The organism is Ekhidna sp., assembly GCF_965228795.1.
Classification (GTDB): Bacteria; Bacteroidota; Bacteroidia; order Cytophagales; family Cyclobacteriaceae; genus Ekhidna.
In genome coordinates, this window is sequence record NZ_OZ245839.1 from 537,227 (window position 1) to 559,920 (window position 22,694).

General features: G+C 41.4%; 22 protein-coding genes. 6 read left to right on the forward strand and 16 right to left on the reverse strand.

The annotated features are described in order from the left end of the window. Positions 1-2 precede the first annotated feature (2 nt). Complete coding sequence (locus ACQK2H_RS02410; RefSeq protein WP_349565809.1) at positions 3-479, reverse strand: hypothetical protein; 477 nt, start codon at positions 477-479, stop codon at positions 3-5. Positions 480-777: 298 nt separating this feature from the next. On the opposite strand from ACQK2H_RS02410, the gene ACQK2H_RS02415 reads away from it, so the two are divergent. Both ACQK2H_RS02415 and ACQK2H_RS02420 read left to right on the forward strand, forming a co-directional pair. Next, positions 778-4,074: a VPS10 domain-containing protein gene (locus ACQK2H_RS02415; RefSeq protein ID WP_425389884.1), complete on the forward strand. Its 3,297-nt coding sequence runs from the start codon at positions 778-780 to the stop codon at positions 4,072-4,074. Between the two features lie 117 nt (positions 4,075-4,191). Next, positions 4,192-4,581: a RidA family protein gene (locus ACQK2H_RS02420; RefSeq protein ID WP_425389885.1), complete on the forward strand. Its 390-nt coding sequence runs from the start codon at positions 4,192-4,194 to the stop codon at positions 4,579-4,581. Between the two features lie 3 nt (positions 4,582-4,584). On the opposite strand, the gene ACQK2H_RS02425 is transcribed toward ACQK2H_RS02420, so the two are convergent. Together ACQK2H_RS02425 and ACQK2H_RS02430 are read right to left on the reverse strand one after the other, a co-directional pair. Continuing rightward, positions 4,585-5,004 (reverse strand): cupin domain-containing protein, encoded by a 420-nt coding sequence (locus tag ACQK2H_RS02425; protein WP_425389886.1) that lies wholly within the window; start codon positions 5,002-5,004, stop codon positions 4,585-4,587. 32 nt (positions 5,005-5,036) lie between these two features. After that, the gene (locus tag ACQK2H_RS02430) at positions 5,037-5,747 is read right to left on the reverse strand and encodes a DUF6090 family protein (RefSeq protein WP_425389887.1); all 711 of its coding nucleotides are present in this window, start codon (positions 5,745-5,747) and stop codon (positions 5,037-5,039) included. Between the two features lie 102 nt (positions 5,748-5,849). Between ACQK2H_RS02430 and ACQK2H_RS02435 the strand changes: the two genes are divergently transcribed. Further along, on the forward strand, positions 5,850-7,037 hold the full coding sequence (locus tag ACQK2H_RS02435; protein ID WP_425389888.1) for a VOC family protein: 1,188 nt from the start codon (positions 5,850-5,852) through the stop codon (positions 7,035-7,037). Positions 7,038-7,185: 148 nt separating this feature from the next. Then, positions 7,186-7,677: a fasciclin domain-containing protein gene (locus ACQK2H_RS02440; RefSeq protein WP_425389889.1), complete on the forward strand. Its 492-nt coding sequence runs from the start codon at positions 7,186-7,188 to the stop codon at positions 7,675-7,677. A 59-nt stretch (positions 7,678-7,736) separates the two neighbouring features. Here the strand turns inward: ACQK2H_RS02440 and ACQK2H_RS02445 are convergent, their stop codons facing one another. Beyond that, entirely contained in the window at positions 7,737-8,066 is a 330-nt protein-coding gene (locus ACQK2H_RS02445; RefSeq protein WP_425389890.1) for a hypothetical protein, read from the reverse strand. Between the two features lie 70 nt (positions 8,067-8,136). Further along, positions 8,137-11,364: a S41 family peptidase gene (locus ACQK2H_RS02450; protein WP_425389891.1), complete on the reverse strand. Its 3,228-nt coding sequence runs from the start codon at positions 11,362-11,364 to the stop codon at positions 8,137-8,139. Positions 11,365-11,500: 136 nt separating this feature from the next. Here ACQK2H_RS02450 and ACQK2H_RS02455 point away from each other — a divergent pair, with 136 nt between their 5' ends. Beyond that, a complete protein-coding gene (locus ACQK2H_RS02455) occupies positions 11,501-12,904 on the forward strand; it encodes a DUF4403 family protein (protein WP_425389892.1) in 1,404 nt (467 codons plus the stop codon). Positions 12,905-12,933: 29 nt separating this feature from the next. Here ACQK2H_RS02455 and ACQK2H_RS02460 read toward each other — a convergent pair whose 3' ends face one another. Both ACQK2H_RS02460 and ACQK2H_RS02465 read right to left on the reverse strand, forming a co-directional pair. Further along, on the reverse strand, positions 12,934-13,722 hold the full coding sequence (locus ACQK2H_RS02460; RefSeq protein WP_425389893.1) for a prohibitin family protein: 789 nt from the start codon (positions 13,720-13,722) through the stop codon (positions 12,934-12,936). A gap of 10 nt (positions 13,723-13,732) precedes the next feature. Next, positions 13,733-14,089, reverse strand: a complete 357-nt coding sequence (locus tag ACQK2H_RS02465) for a hypothetical protein (protein WP_425389894.1) — start codon at positions 14,087-14,089, stop codon at positions 13,733-13,735. 96 nt (positions 14,090-14,185) lie between these two features. Between ACQK2H_RS02465 and ACQK2H_RS02470 the strand changes: the two genes are divergently transcribed. Further along, positions 14,186-15,283, forward strand: coding sequence for an aminotransferase class V-fold PLP-dependent enzyme (locus ACQK2H_RS02470; RefSeq protein WP_425389895.1), 1,098 nt, complete (start codon positions 14,186-14,188; stop codon positions 15,281-15,283). Here ACQK2H_RS02470 and ACQK2H_RS02475 read toward each other — a convergent pair. The 9 genes from ACQK2H_RS02475 to ACQK2H_RS02515 form a co-directional block, all read right to left on the reverse strand. Further along, on the reverse strand, positions 15,251-16,729 hold the full coding sequence (locus tag ACQK2H_RS02475) for a hypothetical protein (RefSeq protein ID WP_425389896.1): 1,479 nt from the start codon (positions 16,727-16,729) through the stop codon (positions 15,251-15,253). The two genes, ACQK2H_RS02470 and ACQK2H_RS02475, sit on opposite strands and share 33 nt — an antisense overlap. 124 nt (positions 16,730-16,853) lie before the next feature. Next, entirely contained in the window at positions 16,854-17,405 is a 552-nt protein-coding gene (locus ACQK2H_RS02480; RefSeq protein WP_425389897.1) for a hypothetical protein, read from the reverse strand. A gap of 98 nt (positions 17,406-17,503) precedes the next feature. Continuing rightward, a complete protein-coding gene (gene bioA, locus ACQK2H_RS02485) occupies positions 17,504-18,778 on the reverse strand; it encodes an adenosylmethionine--8-amino-7-oxononanoate transaminase (protein ID WP_425389898.1) in 1,275 nt (424 codons plus the stop codon). Next, positions 18,775-19,203, reverse strand: coding sequence for a PIN domain-containing protein (locus tag ACQK2H_RS02490; protein WP_425389899.1), 429 nt, complete (start codon positions 19,201-19,203; stop codon positions 18,775-18,777). The genes bioA and ACQK2H_RS02490 overlap by 4 nt, the downstream gene beginning before the upstream one ends. Next, on the reverse strand, positions 19,196-19,462 hold the full coding sequence (locus ACQK2H_RS02495) for a DUF6364 family protein (RefSeq protein ID WP_425389900.1): 267 nt from the start codon (positions 19,460-19,462) through the stop codon (positions 19,196-19,198). The genes ACQK2H_RS02490 and ACQK2H_RS02495 overlap by 8 nt, the downstream gene beginning before the upstream one ends. A gap of 35 nt (positions 19,463-19,497) precedes the next feature. Further along, the gene (gene bioD, locus ACQK2H_RS02500) at positions 19,498-20,106 is read right to left on the reverse strand and encodes a dethiobiotin synthase (protein WP_425389901.1); all 609 of its coding nucleotides are present in this window, start codon (positions 20,104-20,106) and stop codon (positions 19,498-19,500) included. Between the two features lie 84 nt (positions 20,107-20,190). Continuing rightward, positions 20,191-21,126: an IS3 family transposase gene (locus ACQK2H_RS02505; RefSeq protein ID WP_425389433.1), complete on the reverse strand. Its 936-nt coding sequence runs from the start codon at positions 21,124-21,126 to the stop codon at positions 20,191-20,193. After that, positions 21,123-21,497, reverse strand: coding sequence for a hypothetical protein (locus tag ACQK2H_RS02510; protein ID WP_425389432.1), 375 nt, complete (start codon positions 21,495-21,497; stop codon positions 21,123-21,125). Before ACQK2H_RS02510 ends, ACQK2H_RS02505 begins: the two co-directional genes overlap by 4 nt. Positions 21,498-21,579: 82 nt before the next feature. Then, the gene (locus ACQK2H_RS02515) at positions 21,580-22,689 is read right to left on the reverse strand and encodes an aminotransferase class I/II-fold pyridoxal phosphate-dependent enzyme (RefSeq protein ID WP_425389902.1); all 1,110 of its coding nucleotides are present in this window, start codon (positions 22,687-22,689) and stop codon (positions 21,580-21,582) included. Between the last annotated feature and the right edge of the window lie 5 nt (positions 22,690-22,694).

The window sequence follows — 22,694 nt, forward strand, 5'->3', positions numbered from 1 at the left end:
GACTACAGATCTTTAATGGTTTTTAAGCCAGCACTTTTAGTGGATGACTCAAGGAAATTTCTGAAATCCTCAGAGAAAGCTCCTCTTCGTACCGCCCACCACTCCTGGACACCATTTTTATGAAAATAAGAGGTTACAATGACTTTATGACTTAACCACAAGTCATCATCAAAAACACCAATCCTGTTCTGATAAAACATATTTTCATTTTGTCGGAAGTATTGAATAAAAAGGTAGTTGGAAGTGCGTTTCCCAGTCTCGTCTAGCTCATTCCAGGATTCCGAAGCTTCCTCAAACAGCTTCCCAAGCTCTTCGTTTTCTGCGAGCATCCGAATGAACTCAATGTTGGTATTGTTAATCACATCATTAGATGTTGCTCGTACGGTCTGAGTGTTCACATGGGTCTCATACCCAAGAAATACCAGAGATATGATTAAACCGATTGTCCCTATGGAGTTGGCTATTTTTTCAAATTTCATGCTATTAATTTTCTAATCGTTCTACCTATGACAATCACGAGTATCTCGAGCAGATATTCAGGCCACTTTTGTGAGAGGGTGGATAAGATGCGTTTCATAGGCGGTACGTCATTCCGGTTTTCAAAGTGTAAGAATGCCGGAATTTAAGTCAGGTTAGTGTTCTAATTTAATGAGATTTCATAACTCTATTATTACTCCATCATGAATGCTACTGTGATTTTGCCATTCATGTAAGCAGGTCTGTTACTTTCTCTGTTTTTCTCTAACTTTCTTGATCCTATCAATTAGAAGTATTCCTATGTTAAAAATATCGATTTTTTACCCTGCACTATTGTTTATTCTGTGCTTGTCAGCTGTTAGCATTCAGGCTCAGAAAAAAGACGAAGAAAAGAAACCACCTGTCTATGATGTGGCCTGGAACAGTTTATCCTTCCGTTCCATAGGCCCGGCTTTTACCTCCGGACGGATAGCAGACTTTGCTGTCAACCCGGATAATCCAAGTGAGTTTTATGTAGCTACTGCAGCGGGCGGAGTATGGAAAACCACCAACCGCGGGCTCAACTTCGACCCAGTCTTTGATGACCAGGGTTCCTACTCCATAGGCGTAGTAGAGATGGACCCAAATAATCACAATGTGGTCTGGGTAGGTACCGGTGAAAATAACAACCAGCGAAGTGTCTCTTATGGAGATGGTATTTATAAGAGTGTCGATGGTGGAAAAAGCTGGGAGCACAAGGGATTGAAAAATTCGGAACACATTGGCATGATCGCCATTGATCCAACCAATTCGGATGTGGTCTATGTAGCTGCAACCGGACCGGTATGGAGTGCCGGTGGGGATCGTGGGCTGTATAAAACCACCAATGGTGGTGACAGCTGGGAGAAAATTCTGGATATCAGCGAACATACCGGGATTCACGAGGTGCATCTCGACCCTAGAAATCCAAAGGTGATTTATGCAGTAGCACATCAACGAAGACGTCATGTGTTCACTTACATCAGTGGTGGTCCGGAATCGGCGGTCTATAAGTCGATGGATGGAGGTGAGAATTTCAGGAAAATCAGCAAAGGCCTTCCAGGCGGTGATCTGGGTAGAATTGGGCTGGACATCTCGCTTGCCAATCCGGATGTGATCTATGCAGTGGTGGAAGCACAAGAGGATAAAGGTGGGTTCTATCGTTCTACGGATTTGGGAGAATCTTGGGAACGTCGTAGCGACTATTCCTCCAGTGGAAACTACTATCAGGAAGTTATCGCTGATCCGGTGGATGTAGATCGTGTGTATGTGATGAATACGTTTGCCGGCGTTTCGGATGATGGGGGCAAAACCTTCAGTAATGTTGGAGAGAAAAACAAGCACATTGACAATCATGCTTTGTGGATTGATCCAAGTAACAATAACTACCTCCTCAATGGAAATGATGGTGGCGTCTACGAATCCTGGGATCAGGGAAAAACCTGGCGTTTCTTCCCGAATCTTCCAGTAACTCAGTTTTATAAGCTGGGCGTAAGTACGGATTACCCGTTTTACTATGTATACGGAGGTACTCAGGATAATTTCACGATAGGAGGCCCTTCTCAAACAACGGAGACCACCGGCATCACCAATCGAAATTGGTTTGTAACGACCTTAGGTGATGGTTTTGAGCCTCATGTGGACCCTGAAAATCCCGATATCATTTATAGTCAGTCTCAGTATGGAAATCTGTCACGCTTCGACCGGAAAACAGGACAGACTCAGAATATTGTGCCTCAACCGCCGGATGGAGATTATTCCTACAACTGGAACTGGGATGCACCCTTACTGATCAGCAGCCATGATAACAAAAGACTTTATTATGCTTCTGACCGGGTACACAGAAGTGATGATCGGGGACAAAGCTGGAAAGAAGTGAGTGGCGATCTGACGAGGCAGATTGATCGAAACAAGCTTCCTGTCATGGGCAAAGTATGGCCAATGGATGCCGTAGCAAAAAATGCTTCTACCACCCAATTTGGGAATATCGTTGCTATTGCCGAGTCTCCATTGGATGAAAACCTTCTTTTTGCTGGTACGGATGATGGGCTAGTACATATCTCTACGGATGGAGGAGAGAATTGGACGCGATATAGTTCATTTCCGGGAGTACCTGATATGACGTATGTGAATGAAATCATTGCTTCAGCACATGACAAGAACACCGTCTATGTCGCCTTCAATAATCACAAGCGAGGTGATTTTAAGCCGTATCTATTGAAAAGTACCAATCTTGGAGGTAGCTGGACCTCTATCAATGCCAATCTGCCCGAAAGAGGGTCGGTTTACGCGATTGCTGAAGATCCGGAGGCTCGAAACCTGCTGTTTGTAGGGACAGAGTTTGGTTGCTATGTGACGCTGGATGGTGGAGCATACTGGAAAGAATTATCTAAAGGGTTGCCAACCATTGCTGTTCGTGATATAAATATTCAGAAACGGGAAAAGGATTTGGTGCTTGGCACTTTCGGACGTGGCTTCTACATCATGGATGACTACTCTGCTCTGCGAGAGCTATCCAATGAGTTATTGGAAAAAGAAGCAAACATCTTCCCGGTTTCAGAAGCCCTGCAGTACGATCCATACAGCCCGATAGCTGCAAGTAAAACCATCTCCTGGTTAGGACCAAAAGGGTTCCAGGGAGAGACTTATTACCTTGGTGAGAATCCTCCGTTTGGGGCTGCATTTACTTACTATCTGAAAGAAAAATACGAGACACTTGAAAGCAAACGAGAAAAAGAGGAAAGTGAGAAAAGAAAAGACGGGGAGACAGTTTACTACCCAAGCTATGAGCAGCTTCAAGCTGAGAAGGAAGAAGAAAAGCCCTTCCTGATTTTTACCATAAGAGATGCGAATGGTGAATTTGTAAATGAAATAAGGCAAAGTGCTTCAGAAGGAATTAATCGAGTGCACTGGGATTTGAAATACCCATCGATAGATGAAGTAAAAACCAACTTAGCTGACCCAACGAAAAACCTTTCTTCAGGCATTATGGTGCTGCCGGGCACGTATACGGTTGAGTTATCCAAAAGCATTAATGGGGAAGTGACGCAACTGGTGGAGCCGGTTTCGTTTGACGTGAAAACACTGAATAATCAAACCGTCCCACTTTCTGATCCCGCCGCTATGTTGGCCTTTCATCAGCAGCTAATGAAGCTATCTAAATCAGCAAACGGTGCAAGGAGTGCATATAATCAATTACAAGATGCATTGAAATACTATAGGGCAGCAGCGCGGGTTGTAGACAGCCCTTCATTGGATGAAAAGCTGGATGCGCTAGAAGAAAAGCTTGAAGAAATTCAGACCATCATGTTCGGTGATCCGATCAAGCGGCAGTTGGAAATAGATCAGGCACCATCACTGGCGAGTAGAGTTAACACAGCTATATGGACAGGTACTTCTAGTTTGTCAAACCCTACGGAAACCTCTAGGCAGGTAAAAAACATTGCCGAGAAGTACCTGGAACCTGTAATTGCTAGTTTGAAAACAATCATGAGCGAGGACGTTCCGGCGATCAATGCAGAACTGGACGCCAATCAGGCACCATGGACGCCAGGTAGAGTTGTTGAGATAAAGGATTAAAAATACTTCTTTTCATCTGGAAGAAAGCTAAAGGTGGGTCAAATATGAGATAGCCCACCTTATGATTTATAAGTTGAATGTATGAGACTAATCAGCCTTTTTTCAATCCTACTATTCATGAGTTGCAGTACAGGATCGTTTAGCAAACGAATCATACAGCCCACCAATGGGTATGCCCAGATGATCGTCATCGAACAAAATGGCATGAAGACACTACACATCTCCGGTCAAATCGGGGAAGGCGAAGATCTGGAGACTCAAATGCGTGATGTGCTGGATAAGCTATTGGTTTTGCTGGAATCAGAAGGTGGAGGATATGAGAACTTGATAAAAATAAACTCTTATATCGTCGATTATCAACCGGAAGATTTAGTGACATTTCGTAATCTAAGAAAAGAGGTATTCACAGATCAGATTACTCCAGCAAGTACGTTGGTTGGTGTAACATCATTGGCACTCCCTGAATGGCTGATAGAAATTGATGCGGTTGCGGTTATAGAAAAGTAGGAATTACTTCGGCTCCATGATCAGAAATACAGCAGTATCTGTACCGATATTCAATACTTCATGCCATTCAATTTTCTCATTATAAAATGAATATCCACTTGGAACATTTACTTCCCTAACTCCTGTGGTATCCTTTATTCTGAAGTTGCTTCCAGCCAGTGTGTAGCCAAAATGCTCGGGATGGTAATGACGTTCGTGCCCAACCCCGGGAGGGAAGGTGCACTGTAACACCCTTACTTTTTCATTTTCCTCTAATACCTCACAAACAGCCTCACCTTTCCAGCCTGCTTCTAATGGATCGGGGAGTTGCAATTCATTTCCAGAATTTTTAGCACAACCGAAAAAGAAAGCCATAACTATTGTCAAGCATAATCTAAGCTGCATCTTCGGCATTTCAATACAAGTCTTGAAGTAATATTTCATGATGACTAATTAAGGAATTGATCAATGAAGTTTCAATCAAAACTGTTCAACTCTTGGTCTAAAAAGGAGGACAATGCAATAATATTAGTCTTTACTCGCTTAGCTCTGTTTTCTACCAGGAGATTCTCTCTTTTCACAGAAGTTGCCAATTTTAAAAAGCGGTCGTCTTGTAATAGTTGATCATAATCTTCTTGTGTTACATGATAGTATCCCAAAAATTCATTTTCTGGCTCTTCTATGTAAAGAAAGTACCTATTAAGAAATGGATCCAGATGTCGGCTCTTGAAATCAATTCGTTCAAGTTCATACCGGTTGTAGTAAGCGTACTCAGTCTCAAACAGATTTGAAATGGCTCGCCGAAGACTGTCTTTCTGAATGATTTTGATGCCTCTAGAGGTAAGCAATTCATACCCACTAAGGTTGCGTTTGAAATGAGCCGTGATCCTCATTTTAAATACTTCCCTTCCAAATTCCTGAGTTGGATGTTCTTTTGTACTTAGATGATCAGAAACAAAATCACATGCTTCATTAACAATACCTATTGCCCACAAATCCTGATTAATTTCGTAAAGGTCATTATCGAGGTTCGCTCGGATTTCTTTTAGAATTTCTACTTCCTCTTGCCGTTCCTTTTGAAAAGCAACTCTCTGATTAATAGTCACAGCAATTAATATCCCAATCACTACGAGAACAATTTCTCCAACTGCGTATAAGAGGTAGGTAGTGACTTTATTTTTCTGCATAAGTTTTCGTCGGATTGTTCGGAGGAGGAAAAGCATTACTAAATATATGCCTTTTGATCAATAAATTCCTTAGAGGAAATGCTGTGGTTTATATTTACTGATATGCGAAATATCCTCGTCATTCTTTGCTTAGCAGCCATTACAATTTCATGCAGCAATCAAGAAAATGCAACACTAATTGCTTTCAATACCTACTGCGAAATGGTAGCGAATGATGCCAAACCCATTGCACTATCCGAGCCTATGTCAACCGAAGAAATGAATGCACAATGGAGCACATTCGAAGAGATTGCTGAAAAATGGAACGTTTTAGTTTACAGAGAGTCCGAATTCCCTGTTACACCATTATTTCCCGCCGAGGTAACTGATGGGAAGGAAGTTGCTGTCATTTATAAAGAACCACACCTTGTACAATATCAGCAACTCAAAGCAGATCTTGGAATAATTGATCCGGAGGATGCTGCAAGAAGATTCGGCAGACTTTTAGGATATAGCTCACAAGGAGTCAACGAGCTGTTAATGAAAAATTTGGACTTCAGGACGGTGCAAAGCTTTGGAGTAGATAAACAGATTACACACCTCTATTATGAAGATGTATCCGAGGCAAAGTTTTTTTATCAGGAGATACTTGGTTTGAAACCCGCCGACTCAAATCAATTTGTAATTGGCGCTGAGGCTTTGATACAACTCAATGAATTTAACGAAGAACATACTCCGGATCAGGCAAAATCTACCGCTATTGCTTTGTTGACTAACCAACTGCCACAGTGGTATGCCCATGTTCAAACCCAGGAAGTCCCAATCAAATACACCTACAAGCCGCGAGAAGGCGGGCCACATGATGGGTTTGTAGCCATCGATCCGGGAGGATACCTGTTGGAGTTTGAGCAGTTTAAACAACATCCTGAAAATGAACTTTTCATGGCCTATTTAGAAAGTACCACAAGAGTTTCAACAACGATTGATTCACTCAATTTCTTTGGCTCCATCACCTGGACCTACCACAATGACCTGCTTGAGATGCAGCAATTCTATGAGAAAGTTTTGGGGTTTGAGTTGGTAGCAGACCAGGGTTGGACGAAGATTTATCAAACTTCTGCTAGTGGATTTATTGGTTTGGTTGACGAAAGAAGGGGCATGATGGATTATGCTGATGAAAAAGCGGTAGAAATCCAGTGGGTTCTAAATGATAAAGGCGCAGCACACACTTATTTTGACCAGACAGATTTCTGGAATACTGAAAAGTATTCCCTCGAAGGTCCGGAAAATTATCACTATTTACTCAGGTAGTTTACAGTTGAAAAACACTGCTATTGTTCAATAAAATAGCACAGGCGGTCTTAAAAATTGACGAGCAAGTCGCAATGTTAAGTTTCTGTTAATGATGCAAACAAAAGCATCATGAATCAGCTTCCACTCCCAAATTAAACGAAGAATTATGAAAAACTTAAAATCATTAGTCGCAAGTGCTGCATTATTTACAGCAGTAATTTTCAGCACACAAGCGCAGGACAAAAACATAGTGGAGCTGGCTGTAGGAACTGAGTCATTATCTACATTGGTAACTGCAGTTAAGGCAGCAGGATTAGTTGAGACATTGAGTGGAGAAGGCCCATTTACAGTATTCGCACCTACAAATGAAGCGTTCAATAATTTACCTGATGGCGTATTGGAGTCTTTATTGAAGCCGGAGAACAAAGACAAGCTAACAGCTGTATTAACCTATCATGTGGTGGCTGCCAAAGTAATGTCTACGGACCTTAAAGAAGGCATGAAAGCCGGAACAGTGCAAGGAGATAAAATTACGGTAAGCCTAAAAAACGGTGCAAAAATCAACGATGCTAATGTAGCAGCAGCTGACATCAAAGCATCTAACGGAGTAGTACACGTAATAGACAAAGTGATTCTGCCTCCATCATTGAAGCTGTAATAGACTGAAGACTATTTTTGAAAGCCCTTCATTTTCGAAGGGCTTTTTCTATTTTGGACTTATGCCACTTCGTAATTCAGAATATAGGAAGCATCCCCTTTCAGGTTACTCATCATTTCTGAATAGCTCCCGGGTTGATCTATTTTAAAAATAAATGAACCCAATAGTTCATTACTGTCCAGAAAATCAAACTCCCATAGGTCAATGGTAACCTTACCGGGAGTGACATTGAAGCCCAAATTGATGTCTGCTACTTCATCTGTATCAATCGGATAAAACTTTGATTTAACAGGCCAAATCTTTTTGTCGTTAACCTTGAGGTAGATTTCGTCTTTGTCGGTTTCATCGGTTTGCATGCAGGTGATTGAAACCAATTTCAGTTTAGGCATAGGCGATAAATTTTTCTTAATATCGTAAACAGTAGACCAAAAATAAAAGCTCCTTGCGGAGCTTTTTGAATTAATTTTTATCCCATCCTTCCGGGCGCTTCCATCTGACAGGAGCTGGCGGTTCAGGTTTCATCTGAAACTCTTGTGTTTCTAATAATTTCATTGCTTCCTGAATAGCACGTTCAAGCTGTGGGTCTTTTCCGGCCATCACCTCCTTCGGGGTTTGAATGACCTCAATATCCGGAGCGACACCCTCACCTTCTACGGCCCAGTTGCCTTCTGCATCATAGAAGCCCCCGCGTGGTGCTACCATACGACCCCCGTCAATGAAACGAGGAGTATCCCAGGTTCCGACCAAACCACCCCAGGTCAATGTACCCACCAGCGGACCTAGATTTTTTTCTCTGAACATGTATGGGAGCAAGTCCCCACCGGAACCGGCCCGCTCATTGATGATCATCACTTTTGGCCCCCAAATACCAGCCATAGGAGTTGTCCAGGGACGGTTATCATTGGTCTTACTATTAAAGTATCCGAAAAGCTCTCTGGCCATCACATCAATCATGTAGTCTGCTGCAGAGCCACCGCCATTGTTACGTTCATCCAGGATGACGCCTTTCTTATCCTGCTGTGCAAAATAGTATCGATTGAAATTGGTGAAGCCACCACCTCCGGTATTTGGAATGTACACATAGGCCAGTTTGCCATTGGACATCTCAGAAACTTTCTTTCGATTACTTTCAATCCAGTCTGCAGTTCGTAGCTGATACTCACTTCGAATCGGTTCCACAAAGACATCCTTTCCTCCTGAAGCGGGCTGAGTATTCACCGTCAAGCGGGTAACTCTTCCGGCTGTTTGTTCCAGTAGTTGATAAATATTGTCAGATGCAGTGAGTGCCTGACCATTGATGGCAGTAATGTAATCGCCTTCATTCACGCCTAATCCCGGAGTGCTGAGGGGGCCATTGATTCCGGGGTTCCAGTTTTCACCATCATAGATTTTACTGATTCGGTAATACCCATTTTCCAGAAGGAAATCACATCCTAACAAGCCCACTGGTACACGATCAATGTCTGGCAGGTCTCCTCCTGAAACGTAGCTGTGGCCAACCGCTACTTCACCACTTAAGATATCAACCATGTAATTCAGGTCGGTGCGGTGACGAACATCTTTAACCCAGGGGGCATACCAATCATACACCTGATCCCAGGGTGCTCCATGTACATTATCCACATACAGGAAGTCGCGCATGTATCGCCATCCCTCACGGAAGATCTGCTTATACTCTGCTTGTGGATCAATTTTAATTTGTGCACTGGTGCTGATTTTGTCATCCCCTGAAGCGGTTCCCTTCGTGCTGGAGATCGACCAGCTACTGCCGCTTCGGTGGAGAACATACTCACCATTTGAAGAGCTTACGACCTCATTGATTCCGGAAGCAAATTCAGAAGCTTCCATTTTTTCCATATCAAACTGATGGACTTTCACGCCACTTTCATTAGGAATAGCCTCTGCTACCAATACCGCATTTTCTTTACTTGCCGTCAGTCCTACGTAATTGCGGTTAGGCATATCAAGTGCAATGATCCGGTCGGCTATTCCATTTCTGGTGATGACTACATCTTCGGAAGTATCATCATCGTCCTCTTTTTCATCGTCTTCCTTCGACTCTTCTTCATCGCTTTTAGCCATCGTTGGAGATGGTGTGTCTTCCGAAAGAATCAGGCAATACAGGCTTCTGGTAACCTGTGGGTCATAGGAGCTCATATCCAACCATCCGGAGTTCAGACCATAATTGGTACTCGCAAGGAAGTAGAGATACTTTCCATTCTGATCCCAAACCGGTGTAATGGCATCAGCCATACCGTCCGTCAATTGAATTTTTTCACCTGTTGCTACATTGTGAACAAAAACTGCCTTGAAGTGGCTGTCTAGCTGCTTTGCATACGTGATCCATTTACTATCCGGAGACCATACGGGATTCATGGCACGATTAGGATGTGCATAGCGGTCAGTATCAATTTTGGTTACTTTTCCCGATGAGAGTTCGATGGACCAGATGTTATAATCGGTATCCGTGTAGGCGATGTGTTTTCCATCCGGAGACCAGTCCGGTTCGAAATAAAACGTAGGGTTTTTAAGTGGAAATACCTTTGGGTTATCACCAAATTGGTTAGCCACCATCAATTGATACTCGCCACTTGCATCGGAGAACCAGGCTACCTGATCTCCTTTTGGTGACCAGATCGGAGAGCGATCAGCCACTCCCGGTGTGTTGGTGATGTTTCGCCAGCTTCCTTTTTCCTTTGGAAAAGTGAATATTTCTCCTCGATATTCAAAAATGGCTCGTTTGCCATTCGGAGATACATTGGGGTTGCTAAGATTTCGTCCGTTAACTTCATCCCATCTCGGACGAGCAAAATTCATGTCACCGGAAACATTAATAACTAACTGCTCAGAAATACCGGAGTTTGGATTGAGTAAGTGAAGGTATCCACCCATCTCATATACAATGGCATCTTCAGTAGCATCCAGTGACTTAATATCGAATTTCTTGTGAAAAGTGATTTGCTTTTCCTCTTTCGTCTGTGGATCAAATGACCAGATATTGCTTAAAAAATCCCTTTCTGATAGATAAAACACCTTTCCATCAAACCAAACAGGATTAAGATGTCGCTCACCATCGGTTCTTGGCGTTCGGATGAGATCTTTTGTTTCCATGTTTACGATCCAGATAGGTTGCGCCTGACCTCCTCGATAATTTCTCCATTCCGGATCCCAGTAAGTAATGGGTTCGTAAGCCACATATGCTCCATCTGGAGAAAGCTCACCACTAGCTATTCTCGGGATTTCAAACTGCTCCGGTAAGCCGCCATCCATGCCTACCATATACCATCGGTTTAATCGGGTAGGATAGGCCTCTCTGGTGGATCTGAAAATGACTTTCCCGTCTGGTGTCCACCCTTGTACAATATCTGCACTTGGGTGGTAGCTTAGCCTTTTTGGTGACCCTCCATCTGCAGGGATCACATACGCATCGGTATTTCCATCATATTCTGCAGAAAAAGCGATCCATTTTTCATCAGGTGAAAAATGGGGCATGGATTCGTACCCTTCGTTGGTAGTCATTCGAATGGCATCCCCTCCATCTCTGCTCACTTTCCAAAGGTCGTTGGCATATACGAACACGATATCAGTGGAAGATACGGTGGGTTGGCGAAGTAGCTGAGTACCTTGTGCCAGCATTGAAAATGAAATGACAATGCCCAAAAAGAATGAGGTGAGATTTTTTTGCATGACTTCTAATAGGTTAGTGTAATCTCAAGATAATCAAAACCAAAACGGTTACCAATCACAGTTTGATAGGAGGTCTGAATTCGCTTCTATTCATTGGGCTAAATTTCAAGTAATTTAGAACTTAGATCAAATGGAGATGAAAAACTGGTTGTTTGTATTATGTCTTTTTGTTCTTTGGTCGTGCCAAAAAAAGCGTACTGAGCAATCTGCAGAAGTAGTCGTAGATACTGAAGTTCAAAAGATTAATCGGATCAAAACTTCAGAGTTGACCTTTCCGCTTGATTTTCCATTATCAGAGCTTTCAAAACTCTTCAATGAAGTGCTTCCTGAGGTTTTAGTGGATGATACCTTACAGCTAAAAAAGGAAGATGAATTCATTAAAATAAAGATTGAACCAATTGGTCAGATGCTGTTGGCTTCCTATGGGAATAACCTGGACGCTTCGATTCCGATGAAGGTAACTGCAGCAATCGAAAAGAGGTTGATTGGTATCAAGACCCATCAATCCATCGATTTTGAGGTAAGAGTGGATATGAATACGCAATTGTTCATTGAGGAAGATTGGAATCTTGGCACCAAATGCACCATTCAAAAAATCCACTGGATAGAGCCTCCGGTGTTAGAAGTGTTTGGCATTAAAGTCAACTTACAAAACAAGATTGACAAGAAGCTGCTCGAGAAATCTGATGATATTGAAACGAAAATTTGTCATGCATTGCAGGGGTTAGTTCCATTGAAAGAGCAGGTAGAAAAAATCTGGACCATTATTAGCAGTGCTCATCGAATTGGAAAGAAACCAATTGATATTTGGCTAACCAGCAATCCCAGTTTCTTTTCGGCACACTTCTCAAAAGATGTGGTTGATACACTTCGGGTCATTATCCACACCAAGTCGGAAATATTTATTACTCCTTTAGAGGGCCTTGAATATGAGGAAAGGCCAATGCCTGTAAATGCATTTGTGGAAACGGAAGAAGACAATGCCTTGAATATTTCGGTGGATGTTTACATTCCTTATGAGAAAATGGAGGAGGTTATAAAAGATCGCCTGGACAGTACGACCTTTAGCTATGAAGGAGCCTCTATACTTCTCACCAATTTTAGCACCAACACCAAGGAAGGCAAGCTGCATTTGACGTTTGATGTTGTTGGTGACGTGTCTGCTACCATTGATGCCTATGCATATCCGTTTTTAGATGCAGAAAAGAACCTGATCATTGATAGCATTGAATACAATATTCAAAGTGAAAGCAGCCTGGTTTATTTGGCTGAATGGATAGCTAGTGACAAGCTAACAGAATTCTTAAAATCAAATTCGAAAATCTCATTATCCAAAACACTGGACTCATTGGATGCTAAAATCATCAAAGCATTAAATAAATCGAACCTTGGTCGAAAGGTGGATTTGGAAATATCATTTGACAAAATAGAATCTGATACCCTAGTCTTTACAAGGGAAGGGTTACAATGGTTTTTTGATGTGAAGGGAAATGCGCATGCTTTCCTGACTAAGGAAATAATTAATAAACAAGAAAGATAAAGCCAGGACTAGCCTGGCTTTTGAATTAGTTATTGGCCACTATCCGGCTGAATTAAGAATGGAGCTTTTCCATCAGTAATAATAACACGAGACCCTGGAGCGTTTGCCAATTCTTTAAATGCCTCAATGCTTTGCCACTGAATAATCTGAGGGCTGATTCCTTCTTGGAGTATTTTTTGAGCATCACGAATACCTTCTGCTTCAACTTTTCTTCTTTGTGCCTCTAATCGTTCTCTCTGAAGTACAAACTCCATACGCTGAGCTTCTTGTTCTGCTTCCAGCTTATCTTCCACAGCCATATACAGGCCTGGAGGAAGCTGAATAGTTTTTAATAAAACCGCTTCAATTTCAAAACCTCGATTGGATAATAATTCCTGCATTCTGGTTTTGATTTCTTCCTCAATCTCAGCACGCTTTACAGTATGCATATCCTTGGCAAAAAAGCGTGAACACACATCAGCTGATGCAGATCTGAAAACACTTTTAATTACCACTTCTTCATAGTTGGTACCAATATTTTCAATAATGTTCGATGCTTCTTCTTTTCTTATATGGTACAAAATTGAAATAATCGACTGGACGTTGAGTCCTTCTTTTGAAGGAAGATTGCTAAGAATCTCCACATTAACTGTTCGTATTGGGAGCTTAATAATGACAGAAGTAAATGGGTTATATACTTGTGAACCTGACTCAATAGTTTTTGAGCTAAGCTTACCCATTTTTCTTTTTACTCCTACCTCGCCTTGCCTTACAACGGCACAGGCACTCATTATAAGTACGATTGATGTACTTACTAATATATATTTTAACGTTTTCATTTGATTTTATTTAGATGTTAAGACTAATGTGTGATAGCTGTGGTTGGCTAGTATTGAATCTAAATCTCTGTTTTAAGTGACTGGTAAAATACATATGGTCAATGTTGAAAGTGTGCTGACCATCTTTGGTGGAATAAGTATAAAAATGTTCAGTAGCTGTTAATTCCTGATATGTCAGCTTTTTAGTGTTTTGTTTAACAACTCGGCCAAATCTTTTGGAGTGGAAATGATAATGAAGTGCCTCTTCTGATCTTTCGGTCTTTTCAGTTTTTTCGGAGTATTCTTCAACAACTATAAAACTTCCAGCATAGGAAATAATAGCTAAAAGGAGTAGTTGCACAAGCTGTTTAAGAATTGATTTAATCAAAGTATTGTAAGTTGGTAGTTAACTAAAAAGCAAATACCAAACCAAATTCATTTGGTTTGTCTACTGATTCAGTAATCCGATTAATAGTTTAGCTTCATGATCTACCTTAATCAAGCCGGAACAACCTGGCCTAAGCCAGCATCAGTAAACGAAGCTATTGATCGATTTAATAAGCTGTCGCCAGGTCAGTGGATGGATGTGTTTGAGAACGGAATTCAAACGATCGCCTCCTTTTTTGGCATCTCTAATCCGGATCGTTTTCTATTTACTCAAAGTTGTACACAGGCGTTGGCTACAGCATTTAGTGATTTTCCCTGGGAGCAGTGGGATCGACTGATTATAAGCAATATGGAGCATCATGCGCTTTCGAGGTGGTATTACAAATTGCAAAAGGAACGAGGAGTGGAAGGTGTTATCATTCCACGCACAAACGACGGCCCGTTTGATCTGAATGTTTTCGAAGATGAACTGAAAAAAGGAGCTCGAATGGTTGCTGTTTCCATGGCGAGCAATGTTACAGGAGAGATTCTTCCGTTCGAGGAGATCACTAAGCTATCTAAGAAATATGGTTCGGTGTGCTTGCTGGATGGTGCGCAAACGGCCGGGGTTATCCCCATTAATATTTCTGAATTAGATCCAGACATTTTTGTTTTTGCCGGACATAAAGGACCAATGGGTCCACAGGGGATTGGTGGATTGTATATTTCCAATCGAATATCCATGGATTGTCCGAGTGCGACTTGTGAGATCATTCCTGGGGAGAAACCATCGATTTTTCCGACCTACTGCGATACAGGTTCAGCCCCAATGATGAACATTGCCGGATTAACCGCCGGAATTAAGTGGCTGGAACAAAGTGGCTGGGATAAATTAGAAGCCCATCGGGCAAGACTGACAGAAATGATGAGGGGTGGGATGAAAGAAATGGATGGAATCGAAATAGTAGGGAGTAAGATGCACGGAAGATACACCGGAGCTGTATCTATTCAAAGTCACGATATTCCGCTTCAGCAAGTCAAAGAAAAATTGAAGAAATCTAATATCACCGGAAGTTTGGGCTTTCAGTGTGCACCCCTTGCACATGAGGCATTGGGCACAAGTGAGATGGGGACGTTACGGTTTAGTGTGGGACCATTGAATACTGAGGAGGAGGTTGAGGTATTACTTCATGGTATTCGGAGGATCATCCGATAACATTTCATTGATTTCACGTATAATCTTATCCACTTCAATAGTGGATGCTTTTATCTCTTTCAGTAATTCCTTGTTCGATTCAGGATCGTCTGACAACAAATCTGCTAGCCCTATTAGACGTGCGACAGGAGCTCGGGTCATATGCGAGTTTCGGTAAGAGAATTGTTGAATTTTCTTATTCTGCTCATATACTTTTTTTGTTCTGTTTTTGACTTCATTTTCCAAATTACGGTTGATGATTTCAAGTTTTCTTCTGAATTTTCTTTGGTTGCGTAAGAGTCGATAAAAGAAAAATAGGATTAACAAAACGGCAATTAGAAGAAGTCCCAGGAGCAAGTTATTCCGTGAGGTAAGCTTGTTTTTTTCCATTAGGAACTTGATCTGATTTTCTGCTTCCAGAAGTTTATTTTCTGCCTTCAGGTATTCATAATTGACAGTCGGAGAAGAGTTAGATCTCGTTATTAAAACATTTTGAACAAAACCGAGTAACTCAAATAGTTTATCTGAGTCTTTTGGGTCATAAAATTTCTTAGCGTTCTTAATAAACTCCCGAATCGTGAAAAGTCCATCTACCCGATGTATTAACTGCTCGGCCTCTCGAAAGTGATACCTGGCGTTTTCGAAATCTCCTATTTCTGAGTAGGCAGAACTTAAAGTGATATGTAATCCACATGCACTTTCAATTCTTCCATTTTCCTTGGAAAATTTCAGATCCTGAAGAGCAAGCGGAATCATTTTCTTAAAATCTTTTTTTAGAAAATAGATGTAGGCAAGATTTCCAATGGCATTATACATCACACCATCAGCGTTAATACTCTCTGACTCATCGATCAATTCATTTAAAAAGGTCTTTGCCTTTGGTATAAAAGCAGAATCCAGGTTGGATACAGCAGTAAGAATGCTGCCATTGAGGTTTTTACCAAGGAGATCGATTTTTTTACTTAATAGCGCATTTTTTATAAGCGCATTTTCACCGGATTTCTGATGCTTCTCATATGCTTCGAGGGCAGCAAACCATTGATCGGAGACTGCTATTACTCTGACCAATAAATATTGAGTCAAAAGGCTCATTGATTGATTTCCCTGCTTTTCAAATCCCTCAACGGCCTTTAGGAATAGACCTTCAGCTTTGGTGACATCCTCAAACATGTAGAAATAGCCTTCTACCAGATCAAGTACAGGGTAATAGCTGATTCGTTTACCAACTAAAATTGCTTCTTTCGCAGCAATTAGCTTTTCGGCAGATTCTTCAGGAGATGAATTTCTGAATGTGATTGATAAAAGCAGATTTCGCTGAATTTTATTTTCAGGAAGGCCAACTTTCTCAGGATCTTCAAAAAGAATAGCATCTACGATTTTTTCATCAAAGGCACTTCCATATTCCTGAGCATTAAGAAAATGAACCATTGAAAGTAAGAGAAGTGATATACTGAGTCTACACGACACTACGACTAAATTTAGAAACAATTTTTCTTAACGCCGTGATGTAAACCATCAATCAAATGTCTTGTTTGAAATAAGGAAGCATTTTTTTAACTCATTTTTCTAGAAAAAAAGAATATTTTCTTATTTACTTCCAAGATATATCCACTTCAAAAACATCATCTCCGTTAGCAATGGATTTCGGGATTTTCACGGAGAGTTCTTTGCATCCACAAATCTCCAACGCTTTTTCCATCCATCCGGCTATCCGGTATTCCAGGTATCGGCTCTGAGTAGGCAACTTAGTAAAATGGACCACCATCGATTTGTCATCATTGTCTACCACATGTACTTCTGTGGGCCTGTAAAATGTGCCCATAATACGGGATGCTCGTTTGATCAAAAACAAGGGTGTGCTAACCACAACAAAGACTTTGTAAATTCCTGTGAGTGCTTCTTCCGCACTGAACCGACCAGATTTCCATGCTCCCTCTTTAGCATTGAGGTAAAAAAGCTCACACATTTTTTCCGTTGGCTCAAGGATGCCTTCGTTGATGGGGTACCACTTAGAAGTACCTGGACGCTCCATCAGTTCCTGGGATTTTGCTGACAATGAACTGTGCCATTCTTCAAATTTTTCAGGGTGCTTGTTTTCTACGTAGGCTTTGATATTGCTGATTACAGATCCTCTTACTTCCATGGTAATGCTTAGGTTAGGTTGATGAAAAATCCTGGCGGTGATCTTCGATTAAATCAAAAATTTAAATTTAATAAATGCGATCAAAGTGGGTCGAAAATCTAAACGATGTAATTAGTGATTGCGGTAGTAATTCGATGAAGATCCCCCTTTTCAATTATGTAAGGAGGCATTATATAGATCAAATTTCGAAACGGTCGAATCCAAACACCTTTTTCTACGAAGAATTTCTGTGCTTTTGGAACATCCACTGTACCCTTCATTTCCACTACACCTATAGCTCCAAGTACTCGGACATCTTTTACAGAAAGTGAATTGGCGAGAGGAATCAATTCTTGCTTAAGCTGTTTTTCTATGGCAGAAACTTTGTCTTGCCAATTCGATGTAAAAAGTAGCTCCAGGCTTTTATTCGCTATTGCACATGCAAGTGGGTTACCCATAAAGGTAGGTCCATGCATGAAAACCCCGGCTTCTCCATTGCACACGGTTTCTGCTACATGCTGGGTGGTTAGCGTCGCAGCTAGGGTCATGTATCCACCGGTTAATGCTTTGCCTACACACATGATATCAGGAGTTACTTCGGCATGTTCACAGGCAAATAGTTTTCCTGTTCGTCCAAATCCGGTGGCAATTTCATCAGCAATTAGGAGTATATCGTGCGCATCACAGAGTTGTCTGATTTTTTTCAAATAGTCGGGTGAATAAAACCACATGCCTCCGGCCCCCTGCACGACTGGTTCCAAAATGAATGCGGCACACTTATCAGAGTTGAGCCTGAAAAACTGCTCAAGCTGAGCCAACTCTTCATTTTCATACGACTCCTCAAACCTTTTTTGTGGTTGGTCAACGAAGAAGTGCTTGGGTAAAAATTCAGCAAACAAATGATGCATGCCTCCTTCCGGATCGCACACAGACATGGCACCTGTGGTGTCTCCATGGTAACCATTCCTGATGGTCATAAATTTACTTTTCTGTGACTGACCTTTTGCATGCTGATACTGAATGGCCATTTTCATAGCTACCTCTACGGAAACAGAACCTGAATCTGCCAGGAAGACTTTCTCCAGTCCTTCAGGGGTGATCTTAACCAGTTTTTGGCAAAGTTTTATGGCCGGCTCGTGTGTGATACCACCAAACATCACATGGGCCATTTTTTTCAGTTGGTCTTTTGCAGCTTGATTCAGTTCGGGGACATTATAGCCATGGATAGTTGTCCACCAGCTACTCATGCCATCGATGAGTTCTTTTCCATCGGCAAGCTTTAACCTTACTCCATCAGCAGACGCTACAGGGTAGGTCGGCAGTGGATTGGAGAGAGAGGTGTAAGGGTGCCAAATACGGTTTTGGTCAAAGGAAAGGTCTTCTTTATTGATCATTTAGCATAAAGCTCTAAAAATTCAGAAGGAGTGTATACAGGTATGGCGGAGACATAGGGATCGTAATCCTTTTTGTTTCGGGTAATGAAATAATCTGCTTTACCCTTAATCGCTGTATGATATTGAATTGCATCTTCCTTATCACTAAAATCTGAATTCAGCGCTTCTATTATAGATTGTTTTGCTTCTATCGAAAACAAATTACAAGTTTCAATCCAATCTAAAAGCCTTATGTTAGAGTCCTCAACTTTGTATTTATAAGTGGTAAAATAAATTAAGTTGGGTATGCAGCTCTCCGAAATACATAGTCTAACTTTCTGTGTGGATTCTCTAAGCCTTAACAATTCAATTGATTGTTGATAATGAGGTTTTCTGCGTGTCAGAATATCCAAACAAACATCTGTGTCGAGAAAAATATTATCCATATTTCTCATCTAAATGCTTGTGCCACAATTCTTTGTCACTTTCCGGAAGCGTCTCTACAGGCTTAGATTTTTCCAGATGTTCAAGCAAGCGACTAGCTGCTTTTTGTTCTTTTAAATTTTCAGGATCTTCTTTCTCAAATGCCTCCTCAAAAAGTTTAGAGACGGATATGCCTTTTGCTTTTGCGCTACTCTTGGCTTTTTCTATTAAATCCTTGCGGATAGTTAGTGTAAGCTTTGTTTTTTTGGACTTGGCATCCATATTATACGTGTCTTTTGAATAATTACACGTGTAATTTAATGAAGGGTTAGCTGTTTTGCATACTTATTTACTACATCTTCACTGATTTCTTCTTCTTTCTCAATCTCCGCAAGACATTTTGCATTGGATCGTTTCATGATCACGTCAAAAGTAGAGGGATTCTTATCACCATTGAAAATGATGCCCATTAAAGGAATATTTCTGCTTTTCAAGGCATAAAGTGAAAGCAGTGTGTGATTGATACTTCCCAGGTAATAATTGGATACCAATACAACCGGCAGTCCGGTGCTGGCCACCCAATCGATGTTGAGATAGTCTTCTCTCATTGGTACCATGAGCCCACCAGCTAGTTCAATGATAAGGCTATTGTCAGTTGTTGGGATTTGAAGTTTGGATTCTTCAATTGAGATGTTGTCAATAGTAGCTGCCGCATGTGGCGACATGGGTTCTGAAAGTCGATAAGCTTCCGGATGTATCATTGTTTCCGGTGACCAGCGCTTCACCTTGTGTGAGTCGGTATTTTCAAGATCACCAGCTTGTACCGGTTTCCAATAGTCTGCTTTTAGTGCCTGGCACAGAATGGCTGAAGCCACTGTTTTTCCAGTGTCTGTGTCAATGCCTGCGACGATGATTTTTTGATTCATTTTAAATTTTTTATTAAACACCCCTATAGTCCCCTCAAGGGGACATTCTGTATCGTCCTAAAATAAGTTTACAGTTAAACATAGTTAATCCTGACATATGTTGACAGTTTGATTGTAGTCCTGTTTTATGTTGACAGTTGTATTTTTCCAATAATTCTTCCAGAGAGGTTTGGGCTTACTATTTGTAGAGTGAACCTGATCTGGAGTCTTCATACCACAGCTTAGATGAGGTCTTCCTTGATTGTAGCGGTTCACTACACAGCTTAAAAGTTCTCTGGCTTGAGCCATGTTTTCCACTTCATAATGGTTAAGATATTCTTCTTTGAGTATTCCATTGATTCGTTCAGCAATGGCATTTTCTAATGGATCTCCATTTTCAGTCATGCTGATAAGTATACCTCTAGCGGATAACATGTCCACATATTCTTGACTGCAGTACTGGATTCCTCGATCTGAATGGTGGATTAAGCCTCTTAAAGGTTCAGGTTGGCTTTCGATTGCCATGTGTAATGCTCGCTGGTTATTGATGGCTTCCAGATTATCAGATAACTCATAACCTACTATTTTTCGACTGTAAGCATCGGTGATGAGGCAGATGTAATGGAAGCGATCTCTCCACTTCCAATAGGTAATATCACTGACCCATACCTGATTAACGCTTTGAATATCCAGTCCTTTAATCAAGTTAGGATACTTCCTAAACCAGTGCCTGGAGTTGGTCGTCGATACTCGACGTTTTTTTCGCTTAATCAGCAAGTGATGGCTGGAAAGTAGATCAAAAAAAGCATCTCTGCCTATGCGGATACCTAATCGATCAAAATCCGACTGGAGCATATGAAAGAGCTTCCTACCTCCCAAATGTGGGTGTAATGCCCGTTGCTCTAAAACTAACTGAAGTATCTGCTGGTGAGTGGATTCCAATGATCTGCTTCTTGCCTGGTATTGATAGTAGGATTGCCTACTCATACCAAACAGTCCACAAATACAATCCAGCCCCACTGATGGATAGACTTGTTTCATGATTTTGACTGTTTGGTGGACAACTTTTTTCTGATCTTCAATGAAAACTTCTCCTCGGCTATGTCAATCATCTTTGAATAAGCTTCTGACTTTAGCTCAGCTAACTTCAGCGCTTCTTCTAGTTCCTTAATTCTTGCAGATAAATCTTCAGGATGCTCCTGTTTCTTATTTGGTTTGGACATATAGACACGGGCTTTTAATGGCTCCTTCATCCCAAAACTACGCATCCAGTTGGTGATGGCGCTATGACCTCTAATTCCATACTTGCGCTGAGCTGCTTCCTTACTTAGTTTACCTGATAGTACTTCTTGTATTATTCGTAGTTTCTCTGAATCACTCCGATAAATACGGCTTCCTGTTTTTATTCTCATTTTACACTTAAATTGTGTAAACCTATTTCAGGACAAGACATTCGACCCTCTTAAAATTGAAGAAGTCCCCCTTTGAAGGGGGTTAGGGGGATGTAAGAACTCTAAACAACAAATCTATTTCTTCCACGGTATTATAGGAATGAAGGCAGAATCTTATTCGTTCTTTCCCCTCAGCCACGCTGGGTTTTCGGATAGGAAGTGCATTGATTTCGGCTTCTTTCAATTTTTCAGCCAGTTCAACCACTTCTTTATTACCAGGTACGATTAAGGATTGAATGTGTGTTTCGGAATCAAGCCATTGACCACCTGACTCTTTTCTTTTACCTACGAAATACGCAATGTTTTCTTTTAACAGATTTCGGTCAGGCCCACACTTGGATAGATGATTGTACATCGCGGCAATACTGGAAAAGTGATGATTAGCTGGGGCAGTAGAAAAAATCATAGAACGTGAAAAATTTACCTGATATTCTTTCAGCCACGATGGACCCACCACCGCTGCACCGTGAATGCCCGGAGCTTTTCCATAAGTCACTATTCGTGCGAAAACCTGATCTTCTAGTAGCAAGCTCTGAACCAGTCCCTCTCCATTTTCTCCATAAAGCCCGAAAGCGTGTGCTTCATCCACAATGAGTAGTGCTTCATGATCATTGCATAGTGCTGCCATCTCTTCAATTGGGCAGATATCTCCGTCCATGCTGTAAACGGATTCTACAAGTACAATTACCTGGCCATCTGCTTTTTTTAGCTTTTCTGTGAAATCATCTAAATCATTGTGTTTGAATCTCACCTTCTTTGCATGCCCCAGCCGCACACCGTCAATCAGGCTTGCGTGCATTAATTCGTCACACAGAAGAGTGGTGTCTTTGAGGGCTAGGCTTGAGATTAATCCAAGATTAGCCATATATCCCGAAGCGTAGATCAATGCACTTTCTGCCTTGTGAAATTTGGCGATTTCATTTTCGACTTCTTCGGCGTATTCGCTATTGCCGCTTAGCAAACGTGATCCTGTTGCGCCATTGAGTTTTGGTGCATTTCTGCATTCTTCTTCGATGACTAAGCTTAGGTTTTGAGATTGAGCTAGGCCCAGATAGTCATTGGAATAAAAATCAACTCCTTCCGGAGGAAGAGGAAGTGTACGCAACAGGTGTTGCTGTTTTCGTTCTTCGAGTGCTTTTTGGTAGATGTTCATTCCTC